26 protein-coding genes are annotated in these 25,476 nt (G+C 51.9%); 17 read left to right on the top strand and 9 right to left on the bottom strand.

Features of this window, described 5'->3' with window-relative positions; translation table 11 throughout:
- The first annotated feature begins 3 nt into the window (after positions 1–3).
- Together ACLIN2_RS22020 and ACLIN2_RS22015 are read left to right on the top strand one after the other, a co-directional pair.
- On the top strand, positions 4–645 hold the full coding sequence (locus tag ACLIN2_RS22020; protein WP_400585343.1) for an RraA family protein: 642 nt from the start codon (positions 4–6) through the stop codon (positions 643–645).
- A gap of 29 nt (positions 646–674) precedes the next feature.
- A complete protein-coding gene (locus ACLIN2_RS22015; RefSeq protein WP_411502126.1) occupies positions 675–2,006 on the top strand; it encodes an LLM class flavin-dependent oxidoreductase in 1,332 nt (443 codons plus the stop codon).
- Between the two features lie 25 nt (positions 2,007–2,031).
- Here ACLIN2_RS22015 and ACLIN2_RS22010 read toward each other — a convergent pair whose 3' ends face one another.
- Positions 2,032–2,940, bottom strand: coding sequence for a DMT family transporter (locus ACLIN2_RS22010; RefSeq protein ID WP_411502125.1), 909 nt, complete (start codon positions 2,938–2,940; stop codon positions 2,032–2,034).
- Positions 2,941–3,100: 160 nt separating this feature from the next.
- Between ACLIN2_RS22010 and ACLIN2_RS22005 the strand changes: the two genes are divergently transcribed.
- Positions 3,101–4,552 carry a PLP-dependent aminotransferase family protein gene (locus ACLIN2_RS22005; RefSeq protein WP_411502124.1) on the top strand — a complete coding sequence of 484 codons (1,452 nt, stop codon included), beginning with the start codon at positions 3,101–3,103 and terminating at the stop codon, positions 4,550–4,552.
- Between the two features lie 140 nt (positions 4,553–4,692).
- Complete coding sequence (locus ACLIN2_RS22000) at positions 4,693–5,235, top strand: nitroreductase family protein (protein WP_411502123.1); 543 nt, start codon at positions 4,693–4,695, stop codon at positions 5,233–5,235.
- Positions 5,236–5,744: 509 nt separating this feature from the next.
- Here the strand turns inward: ACLIN2_RS22000 and ACLIN2_RS21995 are convergent.
- The 4 genes from ACLIN2_RS21995 to ACLIN2_RS21980 all read right to left on the bottom strand — a co-directional run bounded on the left by ACLIN2_RS21995 (position 5,745) and on the right by ACLIN2_RS21980 (position 8,930).
- Entirely contained in the window at positions 5,745–6,479 is a 735-nt protein-coding gene (locus tag ACLIN2_RS21995; RefSeq protein WP_400585333.1) for an amino acid ABC transporter ATP-binding protein, read from the bottom strand.
- 29 nt (positions 6,480–6,508) lie between these two features.
- Positions 6,509–7,204, bottom strand: a complete 696-nt coding sequence (locus ACLIN2_RS21990; RefSeq protein ID WP_092268548.1) for an ABC transporter permease subunit — start codon at positions 7,202–7,204, stop codon at positions 6,509–6,511.
- On the bottom strand, positions 7,191–8,030 hold the full coding sequence (locus ACLIN2_RS21985; protein ID WP_092268550.1) for an amino acid ABC transporter substrate-binding protein: 840 nt from the start codon (positions 8,028–8,030) through the stop codon (positions 7,191–7,193). Before ACLIN2_RS21985 ends, ACLIN2_RS21990 begins: the two co-directional genes overlap by 14 nt.
- 78 nt (positions 8,031–8,108) lie before the next feature.
- Entirely contained in the window at positions 8,109–8,930 is an 822-nt protein-coding gene (locus tag ACLIN2_RS21980; protein ID WP_411502122.1) for an amino acid ABC transporter substrate-binding protein, read from the bottom strand.
- A gap of 256 nt (positions 8,931–9,186) precedes the next feature.
- Between ACLIN2_RS21980 and ACLIN2_RS21975 the strand changes: the two genes are divergently transcribed.
- From ACLIN2_RS21975 to ACLIN2_RS21950, 6 genes are all read left to right on the top strand, one after another.
- The gene (locus ACLIN2_RS21975; RefSeq protein WP_092268553.1) at positions 9,187–9,588 is read left to right on the top strand and encodes a hypothetical protein; all 402 of its coding nucleotides are present in this window, start codon (positions 9,187–9,189) and stop codon (positions 9,586–9,588) included.
- A gap of 12 nt (positions 9,589–9,600) precedes the next feature.
- Positions 9,601–10,539 (top strand): AEC family transporter, encoded by a 939-nt coding sequence (locus tag ACLIN2_RS21970; protein WP_122960605.1) that lies wholly within the window; start codon positions 9,601–9,603, stop codon positions 10,537–10,539.
- 81 nt (positions 10,540–10,620) lie between these two features.
- Positions 10,621–11,412, top strand: a complete 792-nt coding sequence (locus ACLIN2_RS21965; RefSeq protein ID WP_411502121.1) for a protease complex subunit PrcB family protein — start codon at positions 10,621–10,623, stop codon at positions 11,410–11,412.
- 101 nt (positions 11,413–11,513) lie between these two features.
- The gene (locus ACLIN2_RS21960; RefSeq protein ID WP_327932652.1) at positions 11,514–11,651 is read left to right on the top strand and encodes a hypothetical protein; all 138 of its coding nucleotides are present in this window, start codon (positions 11,514–11,516) and stop codon (positions 11,649–11,651) included.
- Between the two features lie 146 nt (positions 11,652–11,797).
- Positions 11,798–13,711 carry a ribosomal protection-like ABC-F family protein gene (gene abc-f / locus ACLIN2_RS21955; RefSeq protein ID WP_411502120.1) on the top strand — a complete coding sequence of 638 codons (1,914 nt, stop codon included), beginning with the start codon at positions 11,798–11,800 and terminating at the stop codon, positions 13,709–13,711.
- Between the two features lie 87 nt (positions 13,712–13,798).
- On the top strand, positions 13,799–14,086 hold the full coding sequence (locus ACLIN2_RS21950; protein WP_400585320.1) for a hypothetical protein: 288 nt from the start codon (positions 13,799–13,801) through the stop codon (positions 14,084–14,086).
- A 136-nt stretch (positions 14,087–14,222) separates the two neighbouring features.
- Here ACLIN2_RS21950 and ACLIN2_RS21945 read toward each other — a convergent pair whose 3' ends face one another.
- Complete coding sequence (locus ACLIN2_RS21945; RefSeq protein ID WP_092268568.1) at positions 14,223–15,392, bottom strand: MFS transporter; 1,170 nt, start codon at positions 15,390–15,392, stop codon at positions 14,223–14,225.
- A 188-nt stretch (positions 15,393–15,580) separates the two neighbouring features.
- Here ACLIN2_RS21945 and ACLIN2_RS21940 point away from each other — a divergent pair, with 188 nt between their 5' ends.
- The 3 genes from ACLIN2_RS21940 to ACLIN2_RS21930 all read left to right on the top strand — a co-directional run bounded on the left by ACLIN2_RS21940 (position 15,581) and on the right by ACLIN2_RS21930 (position 16,919).
- Positions 15,581–15,979: a hypothetical protein gene (locus tag ACLIN2_RS21940; protein ID WP_092268570.1), complete on the top strand. Its 399-nt coding sequence runs from the start codon at positions 15,581–15,583 to the stop codon at positions 15,977–15,979.
- A complete protein-coding gene (locus ACLIN2_RS21935; RefSeq protein WP_092268572.1) occupies positions 15,976–16,182 on the top strand; it encodes a YqgQ family protein in 207 nt (68 codons plus the stop codon). Before ACLIN2_RS21940 ends, ACLIN2_RS21935 begins: the two co-directional genes overlap by 4 nt.
- Positions 16,183–16,322: 140 nt before the next feature.
- On the top strand, positions 16,323–16,919 hold the full coding sequence (locus tag ACLIN2_RS21930; RefSeq protein WP_400585318.1) for a DedA family protein: 597 nt from the start codon (positions 16,323–16,325) through the stop codon (positions 16,917–16,919).
- A gap of 56 nt (positions 16,920–16,975) precedes the next feature.
- On the opposite strand, the gene ACLIN2_RS21925 is transcribed toward ACLIN2_RS21930, so the two are convergent.
- Together ACLIN2_RS21925 and ACLIN2_RS21920 are read right to left on the bottom strand one after the other, a co-directional pair.
- Positions 16,976–17,416: an NUDIX hydrolase gene (locus ACLIN2_RS21925; protein WP_092268575.1), complete on the bottom strand. Its 441-nt coding sequence runs from the start codon at positions 17,414–17,416 to the stop codon at positions 16,976–16,978.
- A complete protein-coding gene (locus ACLIN2_RS21920; RefSeq protein WP_411502119.1) occupies positions 17,413–17,589 on the bottom strand; it encodes a hypothetical protein in 177 nt (58 codons plus the stop codon). Before ACLIN2_RS21920 ends, ACLIN2_RS21925 begins: the two co-directional genes overlap by 4 nt.
- A 132-nt stretch (positions 17,590–17,721) precedes the next feature.
- Here ACLIN2_RS21920 and tkt point away from each other — a divergent pair, with 132 nt between their 5' ends.
- The 3 genes from tkt (at position 17,722) to ACLIN2_RS21905 (ending at position 22,998) form a co-directional block, all read left to right on the top strand.
- Complete coding sequence (gene tkt / locus ACLIN2_RS21915) at positions 17,722–19,728, top strand: transketolase (protein WP_122960611.1); 2,007 nt, start codon at positions 17,722–17,724, stop codon at positions 19,726–19,728.
- 263 nt (positions 19,729–19,991) lie between these two features.
- Positions 19,992–22,553, top strand: a complete 2,562-nt coding sequence (locus ACLIN2_RS21910; RefSeq protein ID WP_092268579.1) for a transglycosylase domain-containing protein — start codon at positions 19,992–19,994, stop codon at positions 22,551–22,553.
- Between the two features lie 100 nt (positions 22,554–22,653).
- On the top strand, positions 22,654–22,998 hold the full coding sequence (locus ACLIN2_RS21905) for a hypothetical protein (RefSeq protein WP_092268581.1): 345 nt from the start codon (positions 22,654–22,656) through the stop codon (positions 22,996–22,998).
- A 135-nt stretch (positions 22,999–23,133) separates the two neighbouring features.
- On the opposite strand, the gene ACLIN2_RS21900 is transcribed toward ACLIN2_RS21905, so the two are convergent.
- Positions 23,134–24,555, bottom strand: a complete 1,422-nt coding sequence (locus ACLIN2_RS21900) for a L,D-transpeptidase (RefSeq protein ID WP_411502118.1) — start codon at positions 24,553–24,555, stop codon at positions 23,134–23,136.
- A gap of 62 nt (positions 24,556–24,617) precedes the next feature.
- Between ACLIN2_RS21900 and ACLIN2_RS21895 the strand changes: the two genes are divergently transcribed.
- Positions 24,618–25,334: an AAA family ATPase gene (locus ACLIN2_RS21895; protein ID WP_092268923.1), complete on the top strand. Its 717-nt coding sequence runs from the start codon at positions 24,618–24,620 to the stop codon at positions 25,332–25,334.
- The last annotated feature ends 142 nt before the right edge of the window (positions 25,335–25,476 follow it).

Here is a 25,476-nt window from a genome sequence, read left to right as displayed (position 1 = left end):
CGTATGTTTCGCATCGAGCCGAGAGTGCAAGGGGTAACACCAGAGCTTTTGGAGCTATATCGCGAAATCAGTCCTTCGACGATTGGTCATATGACGGATTTCGGTTTCCTGAATGGCCTCAGGCCGCAGTTTCGCCCGATTTCCCTCTTAGGAAACGCAGTGACCGTTCGAATCCCTCATATGGACGCTACGGCGATTCGTCATGCACTCGATCTGGCAGAGCCCGGAGACGTTTTGGTGATTGATATGTCAGGCGATGACCAACGTGCGTGCTGGGGGGAATTTCGCACCTATGCAGCCATGGCCAAAAAGCTGGCGGGTGTCATTGTCGCAGGCTGCGTGGCCGATGTGCGAGTAATCACGAGTCTCGGGTTTCCCGTATACTCCAAAGGCATCAGTGCGCTCAATACCCGGTCGCTGCAGCTGGAGGGAGAAGTCAATACGCCTATCAGTGTTTGCGGTGTTAGCGTCCTGCCTGGCGATCTGATCGTGGGCGATGACGACGGCGTTTTCGTGATTAGCCCGAAGCATGCGACAGAGATCGGACTTCGCGCATTGGAAAAGCAGCGCAGGGAGGCAAAGAAACGGCAAGAGTACGGCTACGATCAACTTCTCGAGGGGGCTCTCAAAGGGAAGAGCGTATAGATCGTGAAGAAAAGAGCGAGGTGATTTCCATGATCCAAACAAAACGACAGCTTCATCTCAACTTGTTTATCATGAGTACCGGGCATCATGAAGCATCCTGGCGTCATCCGGATGCCTCTCCGCATATGGCGACCAGCATTGAGTATTATCAAAAGCTCGCACAAACAGCGGAGCGAGGAAAAATGGATTCGATCTTCCTCGCCGAAAAATACCGATTGCCGAAATCGATCCAGCATCGCGTGATCCCGCAGATGGAAGCTTTTACGCTGTTGTCCGCGATTGCAGCGGTAACCAAGCGGATCGGACTAACAGCTACTGCATCGACGACCTACAATGAGCCATACCATATCGCGAGAAAGTTTGCGTCCTTGGACCACATCAGCGGGGGACGGGCAGGCTGGAACATTGTCACTTCCACCGGGGATACAACGGCGAGAAACTTCAGTCGCGAGGAGCATATGGATCATCAAGCACGCTATGACAGAGGCAGAGAATTTGTGGAAGTGGTCAAACGTCTGTGGGACAGCTGGCAAGAGGATTCACTCGTGATTGATAAAGAGTCGGGAATTTACGCAGACCTCGGAAAAATTCAAGCGGCGGATTTTAAGGGGGAGCATTTTTCCGTTCGCGGCGCGCTCAATATTCCTCGCTCGCCGCAAACGTACCCGGTATTGGTGCAGGCTGGCTCCTCCGATGACGGGAAGGAATTTGCGGCAGAGCTGGCAGAAGTCGTGTTCACCGTGCAGCACACACTGGAGGACGCGATTGCCTTTTACGCGGATGTGAAGAATCGGGCGAGAAAATACGGTCGCAGCGCAGAGCAAATAAAGATTTTGCCAGGCTTTATTCCGTATGTCGGTGATACGGAGGCAGAGGCGAGGGACAAGGAACGGGAGCTGAACGAGCTGAGCGTATCGGCTTATGGAATCCAATGCCTGTCCGACACGCTGCAAAAGGATATGTCCAAATACCCGCTGGATGGACCTGTTCCTTTGGACGAACTGCCATCCGTTCATGAAATCAAGGGACAGCAGGCGCGCTTTCAGCTGTACGTAGATTTGGCGCGGCGAGAGAACCTGACGATCCGCGAGCTCATTATCCGTACAGCAGGAGGCAGGGGGCATTTTACCTTTGCGGGCACCCCTGTACAAATAGCAGACGTGCTGGAAAAATGGTTCCGCAGCGGGGCCGCAGATGGCTTCAATCTGATGCCGCCTTTGCTGCCTGTCGGTTTGGATGATTTCGTTGCGAAAGTCATACCCGAATTGCAAAACCGGGGCATTTATCGCACCGAGTACGAGGGCCGCACACTGCGGGAGCATCTGGGCGTTGATGTGGAAAGCCTCCATCAAAAGGTCTAAGCTTAAAAGGAAGGAAGCCAGGCTGCTACGTGCCGAGCTTCCTTCCTTTTTCTGTGAGAGCGGGTGTATGCTCCGGCCTTAGTGTCGCGAATAATACCCCGCCCAAGGTAACGATCCCCCCTGCGAGCGACAGCCAGGTCGGGACTTCGCCAAGCCAGACCCACGCGATGGCAAAAGCGAGAGCAGGCGTCAAGTAGAGAGAGCTCGTCGCCTCGGAGGTGCCGATCCTCGAAATGACGTAGGCGAGAGCGAGATAAGCCAGTACAGTCGGGAAGATGCCCAGGTACAGGACACTGAGTGTCACTTCGGCAGGCGCTTGGGCAATCGCTGTACCCAATCCTGGCAAGGCATAGAGCATGAAAAATGTGCCACCCCAGATGGTGTAGGCGGTAAAAGCGAGGAAGCCGTATTTCTCGATATAGGCCTTCTGGAAAGTAAAGTAGATGCTCTCCGAAAAGGAAGCCAGCAAAATGAGGAAGATCCCGCTGTTCAACTGAAACGGCTCTCCCGTACCGATCGAGCTGATCATGACACCGAGAAACCCTAGGAAAGAGCCTACCCAGCCCCTCCATCCGAATCGCTCGCGATAAAACAGCAGGGCGAGCATCGAAGCAAACAGGGGCGTCGTAGAAACGAAAAGGCTGGCTACCCCGGCGCTGATGGTCTGTTCTCCGTAATTCAGCGCAACATGGTAGACGGTAAAGCCCAGTCCGCCAAACAGCAGCAAGGCGGGAATGTCCCTGCGATCAGGCAGGGGAATCCGAAAGAGAAGGGCTAACAGCAGCAATAGGGCAGACCCGATGAGAAAGCGCAACAGCGATAGCTGATCAGGTGAGTAAGCGACTAGACCCATGCGAATTCCGGGAAAGGCAGAGGCCCATATCAGGATGCTAAAACACTGCGCCAGAACTAGGCCGAGCTGAGATTGTTTCATGGGATCGACTGGTCCTCTCTGCAAGAAAAATCAATCAAAAAGAAAGAAACGGAAGTGAGCAGCTGTTTTCATCTTAAATTCGAATTGATAAAATAGCTTCAACCAGTTGCGTCAAACAAAACCCAACCACTTTGCCCGTGAAAGGTAAACGAGAGGGCGGATGATCGTGAGCAAAACAGCAGTGGGCACAAGCAAAAAACAACCCAAATACAAACAAATTATCAACCACATAAAAGAGAAGATTTCCACAGGGGAATGGCCGATTGGCAGTGTCATCCCCAGCCAGCGCGAATTGGCAGTGCACTTTGGGGTAAACCGCAGCACCGTTATTACCGCACTGGAAGAGCTGATGGCGGATGGATTGCTGGAAGGGAAAATCGGGATGGGAACAGTCGTCATCAACAACACATGGACCCTGCTGGCGACCAATCCACCGCCTGATTGGAACGAGTATGTACAATCCGGGCTGCACAAGCCGAGTCAGGCTGCGGTGCAGGAGATCAATCGGGATGAGTCCAACAAGAGCTTGATTCAGCTCAGCAAAGGGGAGTTGGCACCCGACATCTTCCCGTTAGCGACGATGAAAGCCGTCATGCAGCGCGTGACAGATCGTCTGGAAACATTTGGCTACGAGGAACCGCGGGGATATTTGCCGTTGCGTCAGGCTCTGAGCGACTATGTCAAAGGGCTTGGTATCGATGCATCTCCTTCCTCGATCCTGATCGTGTCGGGAGGCTTGCAGGCTCTCCAGCTCATTGCGGTCGGGCTGCTGCATCGGGGCTCGACCGTTTTTTTGGAGCGGCCTTCCTATGTGTATTCCTTGCACGTCTTTCAGTCAGCGGGGATGAAGCTGTCTGGACTGCCGATGGATCAGCATGGGCTGATTCCCGGGGCCATTTCAGAGCAAAAGAAACTGAGGAGTGGTGATATTCTCTATACCATCCCCTGTTATCACAATCCGACCGGTGTGCTCATGTCAGAAAAAAGACGCCAGGAGCTTCTCGAAGTCTGTGAAGAAGTGCGCTTGCCTGTCATGGAGGACGACATCTACCGCGAGCTGTGGCTGGATGAACCGGCACCACCTCCGCTTAAAGCAATGGACAAGCATGGACATGTCCTGTATTTGGGGAGTCTTTCAAAGTCGCTGACACCGGGCCTGCGCATCGGCTGGATCATTGGCCCGGAGCCTGTCATCGAGCGCTTGGCGGATATCAAAATGCAAACGGATTACGGGGCCAGCTCGCTGTCGCAAAGAGTAGCAGCAGAATGGCTGTCAAGCGGTCTGTACAGCCAGCATACGCAAATGGTGAGAGAGGAGCTGAAAATACGCAGGGCAGCGATGCTAGGGGCTTTGGAGCTGCACATGAAAGAGTTAGCCGACTGGCATACTCCAGAGGGAGGATTTTTTATCTGGCTAAAAATCAGAGCGAAGGTATCCATGCTGGAGCTGTTCAGCAAAGCATCCCGTCAAGGCGTGCTCCTGAATCCGGGGAACATTTACGCCCAGGAAACGGATGGGTACTTGCGGCTATCCTACGCATATGCTGCGCTGCCACAGCTGGAGCAAGGGGTACGCAAGCTGAGTGAAATCGTGGCCAGCCTGAGCAGATGACGCTCGGGCTTTCTTTTTTCTGTCCCTGCAGGTGATTCCTACGAAGTGCTACTTGATTTTACGAAGAGGGAACGTTAACATATGGTAATGAGAACCATTATCAAAAGAATAACATTCTTTTTAAAGGGTGATACGATACCATGTCCATCTCCAAAGTGATTCGCGAGCGTCGCTCGATAAAAAAAGACTATAAGCCCGATGCCGTTCCCGAAGAGCTCGTTATCGAGCTGCTCAATGACGCTGTTTACGCACCGAACCATGGCCTTCGTGAGCCTTGGCGCTTTTTGTTCATCTCGACGGAAAGCAAAGAGACCTTTATCGAGCGGATGCTCCCGGTATACGCTCCAGAGCAAAGAGAGACGCGCCGTCAGCTGTTCAGTGAGCCTGCTGCATTTTTGATCGTGATTATGAAAGAGGATCCGCGTCAAAAGCAGTGGGAAGAAGATTTCAGCGCGACTTGTGCCATGATCCAAAATTTTCAGCTGCTGGCTTGGGAGCGTGGCCTCGGAGTCGTATGGAAGACCAATCCGCATAACTGGGATCCAAAAGCACATCAAGTGATGGGGGTTCAGCCGGGGGAGAAAATCGTCGGCTTCCTGCACCTCGGGTTTTTCGAGCCAGAATCTACACCAAAGGCAGGACCACGTACGCCAGCCGAGAACAAGTTTACGAGATTTGCCTAATAGAAAAGAAATCAAGCGAGCTTCCTTTGAGGAGGGCTCGCTTTCTTTTTGGGCATGAAAAAAGCCCGCCCGAGCTAGAAGGGGGCTATTCGGGCGGCAAATGGAGGACGATATGTCCATCGTAGGGTCTGACAACCTCTATGATAGCGGACGGATGTTAAGGAACCGTAGAGACAACATAAAGCGTTTGTTAATTTTTAAGCAGGCAAGCACCCGTTTTCTTTCAAATGGGGTTTTTGGCTAGACAGGCATCCATACGGACGTGAGAGGTTTGTCATATCGTGGAAGTAAGTTCACTGTGCATGCGCAAAACACAGTGACTTTACCTTGTCAGGAGAGGGGAGAGAGACGATGGGATTCGGTTTTGGCTTTGGCAACGGCGGTTTTCTGTGGATCATTCTCATTATTCTTCTGATTGCGTGTTTCTGTGATGACTAATTAGGTCTAGTAAAAAAACTCTGTGCCTTCCATTTAGGCGCAGAGTTTTTTGATGTAAAGTGGTACGAGCCTTACTTTAAATGTTGTAGGAATTGACGGGTTCTCTCTTCACGAGGCTGGGTAAATAGCTGCTGAGGAGTGCCATGCTCCACGATGACGCCTTGGTCCATGAAGATAACCTCATCGGCAACCTCTCGTGCGAATCCCATCTCATGGGTGACGACGACCATCGTCATTCCTTCCTGTGCTAGCTCTTTCATGACTTTCAGAACTTCGCCTACTAGCTCAGGGTCGAGTGCGGATGTCGGTTCGTCGAACAGCATGACCTGCGGATCCATAGCAAGAGCGCGGGCGATTCCCACCCGTTGCTGCTGCCCGCCGGATAGCTGGGCTGGATAGTGGTCGAGCTTGTCGCCAAGACCTACTTTCACGAGAAGGGAAGAAGCCTTCTCCTTCGCTTTTTCCTTACTTATCTTTTTCACCGTAACAGGTCCCTCCATGACATTTTCCAAGGCGGTCATGTGGGGGAACAGATTGTAGCTTTGAAAGACCATACCGGTTTGCTTGCGCAGGCTTGGAAGAGAAGAGCGCTCTACTTTTTTCGAGAAATCCAGACGGACGTCACCGATTTGAACACTGCCGCTCGTCGGGACCTCCAAGGCATTCAGGCAGCGCAGCAGCGTGGTTTTTCCAGATCCGGATGGTCCGATGATAACGACTACCTTGCCTTTGGCTACGTCCAGGGAGATGCCTCGCAACACCTTCAATTGAGCGAACTGCTTGTGCAAATCCGTAATAGAAATCATTTGAATTCACCTACTTTATATCGGGCTGCTTATACGTAACGGTCCAGCTTGTTTTCGAGTCGGTCCTGGATGATCGACAGGATGAAGCAGATGATCCAGTAAATGAGAGCGGCCTCCGAGTATAGGAGGAGCGGCTCATAGGTAGAGGCGACGATCTCCTGTGCTTTTCGGAACATTTCCGGCACGAGGATCGCTGCCGCGAGCGAGGTGTCCTTGACCAAGCTGATAAACGAGTTGGACAACGGCGGGACCGAGACCCGAGCAGCCTGCGGCAGGATTACTCTTTGCAGGGCTTGCCAGTAGGTCATTCCGATCGAATACGCAGCTTCCCATTGACCTTTGGGGATCGACAGGATCGCAGCACGCACCACCTCCGAAGAATAGGCACCTACACTGAGCGAGAAGCCGATGATGGCGGAGGGTATCGGATCGATCATGATGCCAATACTGGGCAAACCGAAAAAGATGATAAACAACTGAACAAGCAAAGGCGTTCCACGGATGATCGAGACGTAGACTCGCGCGATGGCAACCAGCGGCTTGATGCCGGAGATACGTGCTAGCGCCGTCAAGATCGCAAGGATGAGACCGAAGAAAAACGCCACAATCGCAAGGGTCAAAGAATAGAGCAAGGCTCCTTTCACCAAAGGGAGAAAGGAGCTTTGCGCGATTGTGATCCAACGGTCCAGACGTTCTGGATTGTCAAAAAAGTTACTGAGAGACATCTGCACCAAACCATTTCTCGGAGATTTTTTTCAGCGTGCCGTCTTTTCTCATTTCTTCAAGCGCGCTGTTGAATGCATCCACCAGCTCCGTGCTGCCTTTGCGGAACATAAATCCGTTTTCCGCGACATTCGGATCTTTGGCGATGATTTTGATCGGCGTATCTGGCTTCTGCTTCAGGAAGTCCAAAAGGGACAAACCATCGTTGATTGTAATATCCACACGTTTAGAGACGAGCAGGTCGATCGCTTGGTTAAAGCCTTCCACTCCAACGATCTCTGCACCGTTTTTCTTCGCGATATCGGTCAGGTTACTGGTGAGCGTTTGTGCTGCCTTCAAGCCCTTGATGTCTTCGAAGCCTTTTACGGTCGTGTTGTCTTTATGTGTCACAAGCACTGCTGTAGAAACTGTATAGGCCTTGGAGAAATCGTATTTTTCCTGACGGTCCGGACGGATGCCTACCTGGTTGGCGATCACATCAAAGCGCTTGGAATCGAGACCGGCGAACATCGCATCCCATTGTGTTTCTTGGAAAACGGGCTCCACGCCCATGCGCTTGGCAACCTCGGTTACGACTTCTACGTCATAGCCAGTCAGCTTTCCGGACGTATCGTGGAACGTAAATGGTGCGTAGGTGCCTTCCGTTCCGATCAGGAGTTTGCCGTCAGCTTTTACTTTATCCAACAAGCTTTGCTCCTTAGGTGCTTCGGCAGGAGCAGAGCTCGAAGCTTCATGATTTTGATGCGTTTGACTCGTTGTTGCTGACCCGCAACCCGCCAAGGCGAACACCAGGGTCGAGACGATGGCAGTGAATAAACTTTTTTTCATAACATAACCCCCACTAAACCGATGTGAATTAAATAAAGAAAATACTATAAGGATTGGGTGGTTTTGTCAATGAAATGTTTATTTGGAAATGTCCTGGCCAAACCACTTCTCAGAGATCTTTTTCAGCGTGCCGTCCTGCTGCATCTCATCCAGTGCTTTGCTCATCGCATCTGCCAGATCGCTGCTGCCTTTGCGGAACATGAAAGCAGTTGGCTGACCCTCTTCACTTTTCGCGACAATTTTAATCGGAGCATCCGGTTTTTGTTTCAAATAATCGAGCACGGTCAGGTTATCGTTGAGGGAAACGTCCACGCGGTTGGAGGCAATCAGATCAATCGCTTGGTTGAAGCCTTCTACGGCAACGATTTCGGCACCATTGGAACGCGCGATGTCTGCGTAGTTGCTGGTCATGGATTGGCCAGCCTTCAGTCCTTTGATATCTTTAAAATCTTTTACAGTGGTGTTGCTCTTATTGGTGACCAGCACGGAGTACGAAAATGAATACGGCTTGGAGAAATCGTATTTTTCCTGACGATCAGGACGAACCCCTACCTGATTGGCGACTACATCGAAGCGTTTGGAATCCAGACCCGCAAACATGGCATCCCATTGCGTTTCCTGGAAAACAGGCTCTACGCCCAGGCGCTTCGCTACCTCGGAGGCGACATCTACATCATAGCCTGTCAAAGCTCCCGATTGATCGTGGAAGGTGAAGGGAGAGTACGTACCCTCTGTACCGATGACAAGCTTTTTATCTGCTTTGACTTTTTCCAGCAGGCTCTGCGCAGCGGCTTGATCTGCCGGAGGAGTCGTATTGTTTGGCTGAGATCCGGACGTACCACATCCTACAATTCCAAGTAGAACAGTAGATATTAAGGCAGAGAAAATGAGCTTTTTCATGATGATGATCCCCTTTGATTATTTGGATTTTACTGATTCATAGTAATGTCGTAAATAATCTTTGTCAATTGAGAAAGTGTTAAATCCGACTTTGTTATTCGGGTTTTTGGCGCGGCCTGCTCTTTCCTTATCTAGGATGTACCACTCGAAGGAAGGTTATGTCAGGATGTTTTGTGGTTGAGCTTCCCTGGCAAGAAGCGTTACAATTAGGTACGAATTGCAAGGATGAGCAGATGAGAAAAGGAGTCTTAACCCTATGTTGAACGACTGGCGTCTTTATACAGATGAGAGTGGAATCGAGCAAAAGCATGTCGCCTGGCATGAAGTATTAAAGGAAATTGCACAGCTGAATGGCAGCTCTCGCACACTGGTTCACGCGGCATACGGAGACCACGTCGATCTGGTCGTCGCGGGTGGCAACAACGGAAAGGTTCTCGTTCAATGGAAGGAGCATGAGCCTGCCGAGCAGCACTATGTTCTGGTGACGGACAAGCCCTCTGGGGTGATGTCGTCTCTCGTCATTGAAGGCAGTGAAGTCACGTTTCCCGTGACGTGGTGCGTACCGCTGGAGCAAGTCGTTCCGCTGTGTGGCGATATTTTGCGTACGTGTGATAAAGGGGAGCCTGCCCAGCTGCAATGGCTGCCTGTCCAGATGTAGGCGGGAGGATATATGGAATTTCAGACGTTGACCCAATCCATTTTGATTATGGCCGTCATCATTGGCATCGGTAGCCTCATCGGTTATCGACAGCCGCTGACGGCCGATTCCCGCCAGCTTGTCATTACCATCATCGTCAATGTGGCGATGCCTTGCATTATTTTGGACGGGATTTTCCAGACGCCGATTGACAGCAATACTTTGACGCAAATTTTTTCAATATTCATCATTTCCATTCTCTTGAACTGTTTGGGTATCCTGATCGGATGGATGGGAGCGCGTACATTGCCGCTGCCGTCCAAAAAACGACGGGAGATTGCGATTTTGTCCGCTTTGGGGAACACTGGATTTATCGGTTTGCCGCTTTGTGCCGCTTTGTTTGGGCCAAAAGGGGCGCTGCTTGCCGCCATCTTTGATGCGGGGGTGGACGTAGTACTGTGGACTGTCGCCGTGATGATGCTGCAGGAAAAAGGAGCATTTTCTCTGAAAGGCCTGAAGACGATCATCAACATTCCGATGATCGCCATTATCCTCGGTCTCGGCTCGGCCCTGATCGGATTCGCACCGCCTGAGCCAGTCAAGCAGCTGTTCGGTACGTTGTCCAAGCTGGCTTCTCCCTTGGCGATGATGTATATTGGCATGCTGCTCCCGATGTTTTTGCGGAACAAGCCGCAGGTTTCTTTTCCGCTCCTTAGCATGCCGATTGCGATGAAGCTTTTCGTCTTTCCCTTGCTGACCGCATTTTTGCTGTCTGCTTTTGCGATTGATAAGGACATTTCCAGTGTGACGCTGATCCAGGTGGCGATGCCGACACTGACCTTGGCCTCGATTCTCTTTGGCCGCTACAAAGCAGATGAGGAAATGGGAGCGATGACTACCGTGTTCTCGACGCTTCTCGCTCTGTTGACGATCCCTGCCGTAGTATTCATGGGCAGCTGGTTCTTGCATTAAGCTGAAACGAAGGAGCGTACAAACGAGTCAAATAGGGTAAGAAAAGAAAAACAAATGCGCAGGCGAAGAAAGGAGCAGTCAATGAAAGGAAAAGTGTGGATCGCGGCTGTATTAGGGATACAATTGCTCGTTTCACAGCCTTTGGGAACGGCTACTGCCGCAGAGGCACCAGCAGCTCCGAGCATCTACGTAAACAAAGCGCAGATCCCTTTGCAGAAGGAGCCTCTTCTCGTAGATCAGCGCACGTATATTACGGCAGCGGATGCGGCGCGGATCGTGCAGGCGGATTGGAAGCTATCTGCAGGTACGGGTGTGCTGAAGCGATCGGAGAAGCTCTCGTTTACGTTTGATGTAAACGCTGGCAAGGTAGCCGTCAATGGAAAATGGATCGAGAACGGCCAAGGAGCGCTCGTGCGCAATAATCAGGTGTACCTGCCACTGCGCTGGATCGTGGAGCAAGCAGGTGGCTCGGTCGTCTGGAATCCCGAGAAAAAGGCGGTAGAGATCGTGTCTTCCACCCATGACGAAGATCTGGTTTTCCCGAAAGAGGATCAACTGACGTCAGACGAGAAAGCGTATATCGAGAAAGTCCACAAGACGCAAGGAATTCACCAGCAAGGCAATCTCTACGTCATCGCCAGAGGAGAGTCGCCGAATCCCGGCTATAGCCTCAAGGTGACGGGTACCGAATGGAGCTGGGAACAGCTGCGGGTTTTCGTAAAGCTGACCAAGCCAGAGCCCGGTATGATGTACCCGCAAGTCATTTCGTATCCGTACCTGGTGGTAAAAGCGGATCTCCCTCCGTACTCGACAGTAGTCTTTCTGGATGCCGACACGAAAAAGCCACTGTTTGCTTCCGAGGCGGCAGAGTAGGAGACCGTCTGTTCCTGTGCAAGACCCGTTGTGAATTGCGGCAGTCTGTAGTATAGTGGTGGTTAGGTAAAATTTTTCCTTGGAATGGGAGGTGTAGGTACGTGTTTGGAACCGTTCACGCATGGTTTGTGGTAGAGATTACCAGTATGACACATGATGTAGCATACAACGGGATCAGTCTGCCCATTTTTCACCATACAACTGAACGGGAATACCATAGGCGTACCATGCATCGATAAGGAACGGTTGTTTTGTTCGAGAGAAACGAGGATTTGGGTGAGGCAGCAAAGCTGTTGCCACATGCTTCCTCTATCGATGCCGCGGGCGTAGGCCTGCGGCTTTTTGCGTTTTCACCGTTACCACCAACCCTAGGAGGAATTCTATCATGATCGTAGTTGCCACACAGCATATTCAAAAATCATACGGGGCAGATCCCGTTTTGCAAGACATTACACTTGAAATCAAAGCCGGGGAACGAGTCGGAATCGTCGGACCGAATGGAGCTGGGAAAACGACGCTGTTCAAGCTCTTGGCAGGAATCGAGTCGCCTGATTCGGGAGAGCTTTATCGTGCGAAGGGAACGGTATGGGCGTACTTGCCTCAGACGCCGAAGTACCCGGACCAGTGGCGGACACAGGACGTAATTGCCAGCGCATTTGAGGAAGTGATCAGGCTGCAGGAGGAATTGCGGAGTCTCGAGCAGCAGATGAGCGAGGTCTATGAATCCGCTGCGGAGCTGGAGAAGCTGATGCAGCGCTATCAGAAGCTGCAGGAGGCTTTTGAACAATTGGGCGGCTATGAGTACGAGACGACGATGGCACAAGTCATAGAAGGGCTGCGCATTACTCCTGAGCATTTGGCGACGCCCTTTCAGCTGCTCAGTGGCGGGGAAAAAACAAAAGCGGGGCTTGCCAAGCTTCTTTGCCAGCGAAGTGACGTGCTCCTGCTCGATGAGCCGACGAATCATCTGGACGTAGAATCGATGGAATGGCTCGAAGATTTCTTGAAGGACTATCAAGGGACTGTCTTGATCATCTCCCACGATCGCTACTTTCTCGATGCTGTCGTGACCTCTGTCTACCATGTCGACGGGGGAGAAGCAGAGTATTACATTGGCAATTACAGTGCCTTTGTCAAAGAGCGAGAAGAGCGGCTGCTGCGGCAGTTTGCGGCCTATCAGGAGCAGCAAAAGCAAATCAAAAAGATGAAAGAGACGATCAAGCGCCTCAAGGAGTGGGGCAATCGCTCCAATCCACCGAACGAAGCCTTCCACCGCCGCGCGAAAAGCATGGAAAAGGCATTGGCACGGATCGAGCGAATCGACAGACCGAAAATGGAAGCAGACCGGATGGGGCTCGCCTTTCAAAAGACGGAGCGCAGCGGGCAGGATGTGCTGGTGGCATCTGGCGTCTACAAAGCATTTGTGGGCAAAGAGCTGTTTGCGGACGCGGGATTCCTGCTGCGTTACGGAGAGCGAAAAGCCTTGCTTGGACCAAACGGCTGCGGAAAATCGACGCTTATCCGAATGCTGCTTGGTGAAATGGAGCCCGATGCCGGGATGCTCAAAGTGGGCAGCAACGTAAAAGTCGGCTATCTGTCCCAGCAGGCATGGGAAGGCGACCAAAATCTGCGGGTCATCGATATGTTCCGGCAGGTCGCTTTGGTCACCGAGCCGGAAGCGCGTCATTTGCTGGCTCGCTTCCTCTTCTACGGCGAGCATGTATTCAAACGGGTCGGTCAGCTGAGCGGGGGAGAACGCATGCGTCTGCGGCTGGCGCAGATGATGCATCAGGAAATCAATCTGCTCGTACTGGATGAACCGACGAACCATTTGGACATCGAAGCGCGGGAGACGTTGGAGGAGGCGCTGGCTGATTTCAAAGGCTCGTTGTTCATCGTCTCCCATGACCGCTACTTTTTGCAGAAGATGGCTGACGGCGTGTTCTGGGTCGAGGACAGACAGCTCGTCCATGATGTAGGGACGTATGAAGAGGCGCGGGAAAAACGCCGGCAGCGGCAGAGTGTCAAAGAAAAAAGAGCTGCTGTCGAAACGGTAGCTGCTACAAAGCCAAAAACAGAGGAGCCTCCTCCTGTTGCGCCGAAACGCCAGAACCCTTACAAACTGTCAGAGCTGGAGCAAAAAATAGCAAAGCTGGAAAGGGAGCGGGATGAAGTGCTGGCACGTCTTTCGGAGGGCGAAGAAAACTACCAGCAGCTGCTCGAATGGCAAACGCAAAGCGAGCAGCTGCAGGCGCAAATCGACGAACATTTTCAGGCATGGCTTGCTTTGCAGGAGTAATTCGAAAGAAAAGGAAAGACATAGGCTGTCGAGGTGGAGGGCGGCCTGTATTTGTCACGATGAGATAGAGAGAAGGGAGAGCGAGTTGTGGGAGTTTTGCTAGAGCTATTGCGAATTGTGCTGCTGCTGATGCTGATGGGGGCGGGAATGGCTGCCTTGCTGCACCAGCTATACGCCGCACTCGGTTTTGATTCTGTCAACGGCTGGCTTCTCGGGATCGCCGTTTACTTGTGGCTTTTCGTCTTGTACCGAAACAAGTGGCAGTTTTCCGGCTGGTACAAAGGAAAGAGTAGACAGAAGCTCCCAAGGAACCTCACCGTTGGCCTTATGATTTGCTCGATTATTTTGGTTGTCCTGGCGCCGATTGCAGGATAAGGCGGTAAAGTATGATGTCGAGGCGCTGATGTCTGATCGGAATGAGCGGCAAGCAATTGGGGCGTGTGGGGAAATGAAAAAGGATAGGAGAATCAGTGCCATGACTGATCTTCCTATCCTTTTTGTTCTCTTTTTTTTACGCCTGGGCACTCGGCTCAGGCAAACGCTTGTAGCTGGTGCGGAACCACAGCAGAATCAATACCATCAGCACACCGCCCAAGAGGAACGGACCGCTGCTGGTGAACTGATAAACGGCGCCTCCTGCCAAAGGTCCGAGGATGCGGCCCAGGCTGTCCATGGAGCTGATTGCCCCTGTGGTGACGCCTTGTCCTTGTGTCGTGCGATGCGTAATCATCGCGGTGGCAGTGGCACGGATCATCCCTTGTCCGGCTCCGAACAGGGAGAGGATGAGTGCCAGCACCCAGAAGTTGCCGGAGAGTGGTATCGCAAAAAAGCCGATTCCGTACAGGAGCATCCCCAGTGTCAGAACAGCGGGTTCGCCCAGCTTCTTCACCAATTTGCCGATCAGACCACCTTGTACAAAGGCGGCGATAATCCCCATCACGAGGAACATGTAGCCCAGATCTTTGGAAGTAAAGCCGTAAAGGTCGTTGATATACAGGGCAAAAGTAGTTTCCAGGCCCGAAAAAGCGAAGGATACGATGAACAGAATCGCGTAAAGCAAGGAAAGGGACCCAAATAGAGAAACCATCGGGTTGCCGGCAGGCCTGGTGGCTTGTCCCGTGCGTTTTTCCTTTGGCAAGCTTTCCGGCAGCGCGAACAGGATCACAAAGAATGTGAGCAGTGCGACGAGCCCGGAAGCGAAGAACGGTACCGCAAAGCCATATCCGCTCAAAAGCCCGCCGATGACGGGACCAAACACAAAGCTGAGCCCGATACCTGCGCCGATGATGCCCATACCTTTGGCACGCTCTTGCGGTGGAAACAGGTCAGCGACCATAGCTGTAACTGTCGGCATGGCGGCAGCTGACACGATGCCTCCGAGTATTCGGTAGAACAGCATGGCGGAATAACTCTCGGCTAAACCAAACAGGATAAAGGTGATGGAAAAGCCCAGCAGGCCAAATGCAACCAACGGCTTTCGACCGATGCGATCCGAGAGAGCTCCCCAGATAGGAGCAAATATCAACTGCATGATGTTGTAGCTGGCGAACAGAACGCCGATTTGAAAGGATGTCGCGCCCAGCTTTTCCGCAAAGTACGGCAAGATCGGGATGATGATACCAAAGCCCAGCATGGTGAGAAAAGCAATCAAGAACAAGAGGGCAAGGTGCTTCTTATTCACGGAAAATACCTCTTTTCACACGAAATCAGTTTACATGAAAATCTGCTTACTTTTTCCACCTTACGTGAAGGGTCACGCGAAGTCAAGCGAGCGGCATGGGCATGCTCGCCACATCCATGCTATAATAGAAAAGAAAGAAGAATCGTTCAGAAAGTTGTCAAGTATATATCCATGAGGTGTTAATCTACATGTCTACTGCAATGCTGTACTACCTGGCCTGGCAAGAAGACGATTGGCTGGATGAGGTTCTCGACCGTTTTCCTGAGGTGAACGCGCTGGTGCCGACTGTAAAGACGTTTGAAATGCTGGCTGAACAAAGGGAGTCAGGCGAAGTCAAGCACGCTGTACTCGTGCTGAATGCAGCGCAGGAACAGGAGCGTTGCCGCGAATTTTTGCAGCTCTGCAAGACACATGCTCAGATGTCTCGCGATCCTTTGTACATTGTCGGACTGAAACCGGAAGAAGAGGAGGCGTGGCAAGAAGCGTATCCGAACGCGAAGATCATCGTTATTACCGGCTTTGCTGTCGAGTTTGACTACGATGCCGTCCTCGCGAGGATGGAAATCGATCTGGAGGGAGCCCATTGAATTCTCGCCCGAGTGATTTCGACTTAAAAGCGTTTCTGCACCGCTTCGGTCTGTTTATTTATACAGGTGATCCCCAAGGAGACCTGCTCCTCATTGAAGACGAGATCCGCGAGCTGTATGAAATGAATCTGATCGACAAGGAAGAGTTTTTTGAAGCGATGTCTGCGGTACGCAGCAAGCTCAAGTCAATGGAAGATCGTTGAAAAAGCGTGCTCACGAACGAGCACGTTTTTTTTTGAAAGAAATTCTTCAGAAATCCTTTAGAAATTCTTAAACGTTTCTCTCCCTTTTTGAAAGGTTTCCCCTGTAGGATGAACAGAGGAAGCGAAGGGAGGGAGATTATGTGGTAGCAGGCGGCTTTATTTCGTCATTTGTATCCGTCGTAAAAGAAATGGCTAGCAAGCTGATCCCCGACGAGATCATCGTGATAACAGCAGGTGCGCAGGTCACTCATTCCGAGCAATCCGTCGGTCAAGCTTTTCTCAGCGTCTACCTGGCTGCTGCCTTTGTACTGACGTTTTGCTACATACTCGGGGCCATCCTGGGAACGCCTGTTGCTGGATGGCTGCGCCACCGCAGACAGTCCCCTTGCATCAGCACTCCAAGAGGGCATCAAGCGATGAACTGGATTCTCTTCCTTAGCATCTTTTTTCCGGTAGTTCGTCATGTGGTCCCGTTTCTTGCAGGGATGTTTCGTTTTCGTCTGCGCCATTTTCTCCTGGTATTTTTGCCGAGCAGCTTTCTATGGACGCTTCATTACTTTTTGGCGGGCTACTGGATGAGTGACAAAATCGATTTGCTCGTGGCGGGCATCTACCGCTACAGCAAGATTTCCTTGGTTGGTCTCTTGATTGTGGTCGTCCTGTATGCCTTGGTACGGCATATGATCCGCTGGGGAAGCACAGGGACAGGAGAAAAGAACCGAAGAGAGTATAGCTAAAACCCCTTCACGTCACGCCGGGACGATAGTGAAGGGGTTTTGTGTGTCTACAATTATTATTTTCCAAAGCCGAAGCTATCGAACCATTGCCCGCTGCGGTAGTTTGCAATCGCGCGGCGAATGTAAGGGATCACGTTTTCAGGGAGGCAATCGATGTCCATCCAGGCGAGCTCGTCACATTTGTCAGGCTCGGCGTTGATGATTTCTCCCTCCCATTGATTTGCCACCAGGTAGAAGTCGATGCGATCCTCGTTGGATTGTCGGTGCATAACGCCTACTAAGCGCATGTTCTCGGGCGTGATTTCCACCCCGCATTCCTCCCGACACTCGCGAATGGCTGCAGCCACCACTTCCTCATTTCTCTCTACATGGCCTGCAGGTACGCTGTAGTTGCCGTCTTCATAGCCAGTGTTGTATCTGCGCAGCAGCAAAATTTCTGTCCCTTTCAAGAAAAAAACATGCACGGCAACCGGCATGGTGTACCATCTTGAGCTCATACGCTTCCTCCGTTTTCCTCAGCCTTCCTCAGGGCGGTGATTTTCGGCTGCCTTCTTGCGGCGCTCCATCCGATTTTTTTCAAAATGGGCGAGCTCGCCATCGCGGCAAACAGCATCCCGAAACCTGCCAGCGCCAGGACAATCCCGATAATCAGATACGTAGTCGATGACATAATAGGGCCTCCTAAATTCAAGAGCAAATATGATTGCAGAGAGGAACTTGTGCTATAATTGGTCAGTATGTTTTATCCGTTCTCACGTACTCACAAAAACGTTTTCCAAAAAAGCAAGGAGGATTTTGCGAGATGACTCAGCATACGTCTGTTGATCAGGTAGCGATCAATACAATCCGCACACTGGCAATTGATGCAATCGAAAAGGCCAACTCTGGCCACCCAGGAATGCCGATGGGGGCAGCTCCTATGGCACATGTTCTGTGGAGCCGTTTTATGAAGGTAAATCCGAGCAATCCGCAATGGATCGATCGCGACCGTTTCGTGCTCTCGGCAGGACATGGCTCTATGCTATTATACTCGATGTTGCATCTGATGAAATACGATGTTTCTCTGGAAGACTTACATAATTTCCGTCAATGGGGCAGTAAAACACCTGGGCATCCGGAATTCGGACATACCGCTGGTGTTGACGCAACCACGGGTCCTTTAGGACAAGGGATCGCGATGGCAGTCGGTATGGCGATGGCGGAAAAACATATGGCGGCCGTCTACAACCGCGACAGCTTTGACATTGTCAACCACTATACCTATGTCATTTGCGGTGACGGGGATTTGATGGAGGGCGTATCCAGCGAGGCTTCCTCTCTGGCAGCTCACCTGAAGCTGGGTAAAATGATCGTGCTCTACGATTCAAATGACATTTCTCTCGATGGCGAGCTGTCCCGTTCCTTCTCGGAAAACGTTGCTCAGCGCTACCAAGCGTACGGCTGGCAATACCTGCGTGTAGAAGACGGCAATGATCTGGCAGCGATTGAGCAAGCGATCGCAGAAGCGAAGCAAGATCTGGATCGCCCTACCTTGATCGAAGTCAAAACGGTCATCGGCTACGGAAGCCCGAACAAAGGCGGCTCCAGTGCTTCTCACGGCGCTCCTTTGGGCAAAGAGGAAGTGAAGCTGACCAAGCAAAACTACGCGTGGGCGCATGAAAATGAATTCCACGTTCCAGAAGAAGTAACGGAGTTCTTCGCTGGTCTGGCTGACCAGGGAGCCAAAGCGGAAGCAGCGTGGAAGGACCAGTTTGCTGCTTATGCGAAGGCATACCCTGAGCTGGCACAGCAGTTCCAGACAGCAGCAGAAGGAAATCTGCCAAGCGGTTGGGACGCAAACCTGCCAGCGTACGAAGCAGGAGCGAAGCTGGCTACGCGCGTCGCATCTGGAAACGCAATCAACGCGCTGGCAAACAGCGTACCGTTCTTCCTCGGAGGTTCCGCTGACCTGGCTCACTCCAACAACACCGTGATCAAAGAAGCGGGCAACTTCCTGCCTGGCAGCTACGACGGCCGCAACATCTGGTTCGGTGTGCGTGAGTTTGCGATGGGCGCTGCGCTGAACGGCATGGCGCTCCACGGCGGCGTAAAAGTATACGGGGGAACCTTCTTCGTGTTCTCCGACTACGTGCGTCCTGCGATCCGCCTGTCTGCCTTGATGAAGCAGCCGGTTGTGTACGTCTTCACCCATGACTCCATCGCAGTTGGCGAGGATGGACCTACGCATGAGCCGATCGAACAGCTGGCTTCCCTGCGTGCGATGCCAGGCTTGACGATCCTGCGCCCAGCAGATGCAGTAGAAACGAACGAAGCGTGGAAATACGCGGTATCCCGCACTGATGAGCCAGTGGTGCTCGTGCTGACTCGTCAAAACCTGCCTGTTCTGCCGGAGACGCTGGAAAAGGCATCGGAAGGCGTAACCAAAGGAGCTTACGTATTGGCGGATGCTCCAAGCGGCAAGCCACAGCTGATCCTGATCGCGACCGGTTCCGAAGTATCGCTGGTGATGCAAGCTCGTGAACAGCTGCAAGCCCGTGGCATCGAAACTCGCGTCGTGTCCATGCCAAGCTGGAACCTGTTTGAACGTCAAACGGCGGAATACCGTGAGTCTGTTCTTCCAAAAGAGGTGAAAGCGCGCGTTGCCGTGGAAATGGGATCGCCAATGGGTTGGGAGCGTTACGCGGGAGATGGCGGAAAAGTCATCGCCATCAACCAGTTCGGCGCATCCGCACCTGGGGACCGCATCATGAAAGAGTACGGCTTTACTGTAGAAAATGTAGTTGCCCAAGCAGAAGAACTGCTGAAGTAAAACGTCTTATATAGAAGAAACGGCCTATCTTCCTCTCCTGGGAGATAGGCTTTTTCCAGTACTATGAAGCCACAGCGCAAGCAAACAGTGGTACTATAGGTACCATTGGCGGCCGGGGGAGGCATGTCCTATTCAAGTTTTCGAAATGCTGATGACAAACAAGAACGATTGTGGAATGATAGACACGTGCCAAAAGCCAGAAACTTTTTCGAAATGTATCCGTCTATAACAAGTGGGGGAGAGAGAAAATCAGGAGGTAAGAAATGGCAACAAAAGCCAAGAAGAAAGTCAGGAAGAAAAAGAACAGCTTGCTGATGATTGCCGTATCGTTCGCAATCTTCCTGATTCTCAGCGTCATCGGGGGATATTTTGCCCTGTTGTACGCGGGAGATCGAATGATTGCGGAAAATGAACAGAAACTGAAGGACTTGAAAGCAGAACCAACTGTCATATACGACAAGAACGGCGAAGAGATGACGAGTCTCATCCGTGAAAAGAACCGTCATTACAAGCCGATCAATGAAATGCCAAAAGTGTTGATCGACGCCTTCCTTACTGTCGAAGACCAACGCTTTTACGAGCACAAAGGAATAGATATGATCCGGATTGGCGGCGCCATCGTCAATGACATCAAAAAAGGATCATTGGCAGAAGGCGGAAGTACCATCACTCAGCAGTTGGCCAGAACCGTATTCCTCACGATGGATCAAACCTTTTGGAGAAAAACGAAAGAGATGAGCATTGCTATCGGTCTTGAGCGCAGATACTCCAAAGATCAGATTCTCGAGATGTACTTGAATCGTGTGTACCTGGGTGAAGGGGAATTCGGTGTCGAGGACGCAGCCAACTTTTACCTTGGCAAGTCCGTTAGCGATCCAAAGTTTAATGCAGCGGATGCGGCGACACTGGCAGCAATTCCAAAGTCACCGACCTATTATAGCCCGTTCAACTATCCTGATAGGGCAAAAGAGCGGCGAGACACCATCCTTCGACTGATGATGGAGGAAGGGATCCTCACGCAGGATCAAAAGGAACAAGCACAAGCGCAGCCGCTGCCGACAGAACCAACGGAAACGGCGGGTGCAAGCCTGAAAAAAGGCTATCGCGCTTTCTTCGATCAGATGGTTGACGAAGCAGAAGCTCGCTACGGTGTGACAGAAGAAGAATTGTACCGTGGCGGCTGGGAAGTCTATACGACCTTCGACCCCAAAATACAGGACGCGATGGTAGATCAGTACGCCAACGCGAAAAACTTCCCCAAAGACGGAGCGAAGCGTGGCGTAGAATCTGCGATGATCGTCGTCGACGCCAAAAACGGCGGGATCGCCGGAATGGTCGGCGGCCGGAATTACGCGGCAAAGGGCTTTAACTATGCAACGGATATGCAGCGACAGCCGGGTTCGTCGTTTAAACCGCTCGCGGTATATGCACCAGCGATTGATTATGACAGCCGCTGGGAATCGAACTCGTCGCTGAGCAACAAAAAGCAGAGCTTCAATGGCTATGAGCCGCGCAACTACAACAATAAGTACAGTGAAACAGTCAGCATGAACCGCGCTCTGATCGACTCTCTCAACGTGCCAGCAGTCTGGCTGTTGAACGAGATCGGGGTCAGCACGGGGATCGACTACTTGAAGAAATTCGGAATCGAGCTCGCTCCGGAAGACCGCAACCTGGCAATCGCACTGGGTGGTTTGAGCAAAGGGACATCCCCATTGAAAATGGCGCAAGCCTACACTGCGTTTGTCAACGGCGGTGTGATGTCGGAAGCGCACTCGATTAGCAAGATTACAAATAAAAGCGTAGGCGTGGAGCGCGTCTACGAGGTCAAACAGACAGAAGTTCTAAAGCCGCAGTCTGCATGGGAAGTGCACTCCATGCTGGAGCGTGCTGTTCAGGAAGGGACAGGGAAAGCTGCTCGTATTTCCGGTCGTCACGTGGCAGGGAAAACAGGGACGACGCAATCGATCGTAGGCGGCAGTGATGTCAACAAGGACGCCTGGTTCGTCGGCTACACCCCAGAATATGTTGGGGCTGTCTGGATGGGTTTTGACCCTGAGGACAAACAGCATTTGATGCGTCAGGGCAGCAGCTTGACTGCGCAGATGTTCTCCAAAGTACTGGCGGAGGGACTGAAAGGCGTCAAATCCACCGACTTTGTGAAACCAGGCGGCGTACAAGAGGAACAGAAGCAGGAAGAGACCCAGCCGCCGCTTCAGCTGGCAGCTGACATGACGCTCGACAACGGCAAGCTCAAAGCCGTATTGAGCTGGATTGGCGGAGCACCGGAATACACGTATGACGTGTATCGCGTCTTGCCAAACGGAGAGCGTCAACTGATCGCGTCTGGCATGAAAGAAACGGTTTTCGTGGACGTCTTGGACACAACAACGCCGTACAAGTACGTCGTTGTTCCTCGAAACGCGGACGGAGAAGAAGAGGCACCTTCCAATGTGGCTGAGATCAGCACGACTCAGCTGGAGAACCTGCTGAATGCTGGGGAGGACGCCGGGAATTATGAAGGAGACAACAGCGTGCCTTCCGAAGAAGGTAATGGCAACTCCGAAGAGGATCAGCCAAGCGACAATGGGAACGGGAACGGCGAAAATAGCGGCCAAGGAGGTAACCCCTCCAATGGTCAAGGTCAAGGGAATCCGGGAAATCAAGGAAACCCATCGAATCCGGTAGATCCATCCTTACCACCGCCAGATATCGCAAATCCAGGTGCTGGACAATCAACTACACCGTCCCAAGGGATTGAGCTTCCACCGCCACCACCGGATCAGGATAGTCAAAACCCAGGTGTGAATGGCACCAACGGTTAATATTTGGAATAGGATGAACAACTCGAACAGTTTCACCTATTTGCACATTTTCTTTTGCGTGGTACAATACCTATAAATCGGGAGACAGGGGGGACAGTCCATGTCTGACTACGCACAAAAGGATTTACCCACATTTTTTATGGATCAATTGCGCCAAACCAAAGTGAATTTTGAGCGAGCTCTCGACTGTAAACACACCGATTTTGATGATCTCTACCCATACATGAACGAACAGCCACAGTTTTTCTGGTACAAACGATACGTCGCTTGGTCCGAACTGTTGACCGTCGTAAGGCTGGCTGAGGAATTGGAAATCGAGTGGACCACTGATTTTACCGAGCAGCAAGTCGCATTCATTAAAGGCAAGGTGCTACAGGGAAAAGTGCTCGATCACTGGAATCCGGAAGAACAGGAAGAAAAGATAAGCCAATTGGAAGAAAAATAAATCCAATGTAAAAAGCGCGTTCCCTTTTGGGAGCGCGCTTTGCTGTTTTTGTACCGCTATGGGGGAGGCTTCTTCATTTTGGAAAGTAACGGATCGGCAGCTTATTCGTCTTTTCTAATAAGCCCGGATTTGAAATTAATGGAGCCAGCGATAGACGATTTGCGGCGTCTCTTCCTGTGGCCTTGCCTCCAGCACAAAGGGGGCGGGGTTGCTCCAAAGCAAAGCGGGTGCAGGAGCGTCTGAGGCGATGACCTCTGTACCGAGGGAAACAAAGGAGTACAGCTCCTCGACAGCTGCATTGTACATGCGGATGCAGCCAAGAGAGACCGAGCTGCCGATGCTCTCTGGATGGTTGGTTCCGTGGATCGCATAGCCGCTGCTTTGAAATACCATGCCTCTCGTACCATAGATGTTGTCATGACCGCGTGGGTGGTTAATCTTTTGCAGAATGGTATAGTAGCCTTCAGGAGTCGAACCGTCTTTTCCGATGCCGACTGGATAGCTGCGAACGATCTGCGAGCCGCTCATGAGGCGCATCGTATGCGTCGATTCCGATAGCCAGATTTGCAAAGGCTCCATCGGGACGAGGGGCTCGGGATAGCCCACCATCGGCACGACTTCACGAATGCTAGCCCAGGCTGCTTCCGGTCGAAATAGATCAGGTCGGTACAAGTAGCTCTTCATGCCCAAAGCTGCAGGTGGTGCGGGAATCTGAGACAAGTAGTTGCCTGGATAGGCACCTGCCAGGTGACTGAGATTTACAGGCAGCTGTCCTTTTTGTTGATAATAACGGTACAAGGCGTTTCGCAGTGTCAGGATGTGCTCGGTCACCAGCTGCTCCTGTGCCAAAGCGATTCGTGCCGGTTGGAGCAAGGGATCCTGCTCATACGTTCCCGGACGAGGAAACCATTTTTGGCTCAGAATCGTACGATTGACTGGATGATAACGAATGATGCCGAGAACACTGCGAGGCTGGTAGTAAAGCAAAGGCGTATAGAGCGGCGCGCCAGCCACTTCGGGTACGACAATAACCGAGTACGGCTGTGTGAGAGAAGGACGACGATTTTCTACATACTTGCGCACCTGCTTCTCCAGTTGAGCTGAATCTAAATTGGCAGGAACTGCGATGACCTCGACATGCGGTCTGCTGGCCGCGACAGGCGGTGAAACTTGTGCCGCTGTACTCGCTGTGCTCTTGGCGGGTTCAGTCAGTGGTCCGGGAGATATGACGAACAGAGAGTAGAGAAAGAGGAGGGAAGCAAGCACGCGCCGTATCCGTTTGCGTGAATCCTCTTCTCGTCTTTTCCGAATCAAAGCCTGATAAGCTTCTCTTGCTTCGTTGTAGTACGCGCCAGGCTTTGCGTGCAGAGCTTGTCTCAGGGCAGCCAGAGCAGCCTCAGGCTCGCCCCGCGCTTCTCTTTCTCGCCCGAGGTGATACCAGCCAATGGCTTCGTCAGGGTGCTGCTCGGTATACCAGCGATAAAAAGACAGATCGCTCTGATCTGGATATTTCATATGAAACGTGCTTTTTTCTTGCAGAAAGGAAACTTTGTCCACAGAACTCCCCCCTCTTAGGAGTATCGGACAGTGAGACGAAAATGGTGAGCATGGAGGAAAAGATGATTTACTTACGAACAATCCGCCTGTTGCGTGAACAATTTCCCCAAACGGAGCGCTATCCGTTTGCACTGCCTTCTATCCGTCAGCTGGACGCGCTAGAGCTCACTAGCAGTGTCACGTTCTTTGTGGGGGAGAACGGCTCGGGTAAGTCTACCCTTCTGGAAGCTGTGGCGTACCAATGCGGTTTCCATACGGCAGGAGGCTCCCGCAGCAACACGTATGAAGTAGACCGAGCAAAAGCAAGTCTGGGTGATTACATCCGGCTATCCTGGATGCCCAAGCAGACCAATGGCTTTTTCCTGCGTGCAGAGAGCTTTTATCAGTTTGCCAGCCATATTGATCAGCTGGAGCGGGAGCGTCCTACCGGATATGCCGCTTATGGGGGACGTTCGCTTCACGATCAGTCGCACGGAGAATCATTCTTGTCCTTGTTTATCCATCGCTTTTCTGGCAAAGGCATCTATCTGCTCGATGAGCCCGAGGCTGCCTTGTCGCCGATGCGTCAGCTGGCGTTTCTGTACGTCATGAAAGACTTGGTGGCAGAGGGCGCACAGTTTTTGATCGCGACTCACTCACCGATCCTGATGGGATACCCAGGCGCTGCTATCCTGAATTTTGATACCTCTCCCGTAGAGGAGATTCGGTATGAAGATACGGAGCACTATCAGCTGACCCGGCGTTTTCTGGAGAATCGGGATCGTTACTGGATAGAATAAAAAATAGTTTTTCTCTCCTGTCACAAAACTCGTTTCGGCGGTTTCTATTAGATGAACGAACCGAGAGGACCCGGGAGCACCCGGATGCAGCTCTTACTGAAATGAGTGGAAGCTGCGAGGATGGAGGGGAAACAGTGGAGGT

The sequence above is a fragment of the Brevibacillus centrosporus genome, from assembly GCF_046622605.1.
GTDB classification, from domain to species: Bacteria; Bacillota; Bacilli; order Brevibacillales; family Brevibacillaceae; genus Brevibacillus; species Brevibacillus centrosporus.
Note: the sequence above shows the minus strand (reverse complement) of the source record. Positions and strands in the feature narration are given on the sequence as shown.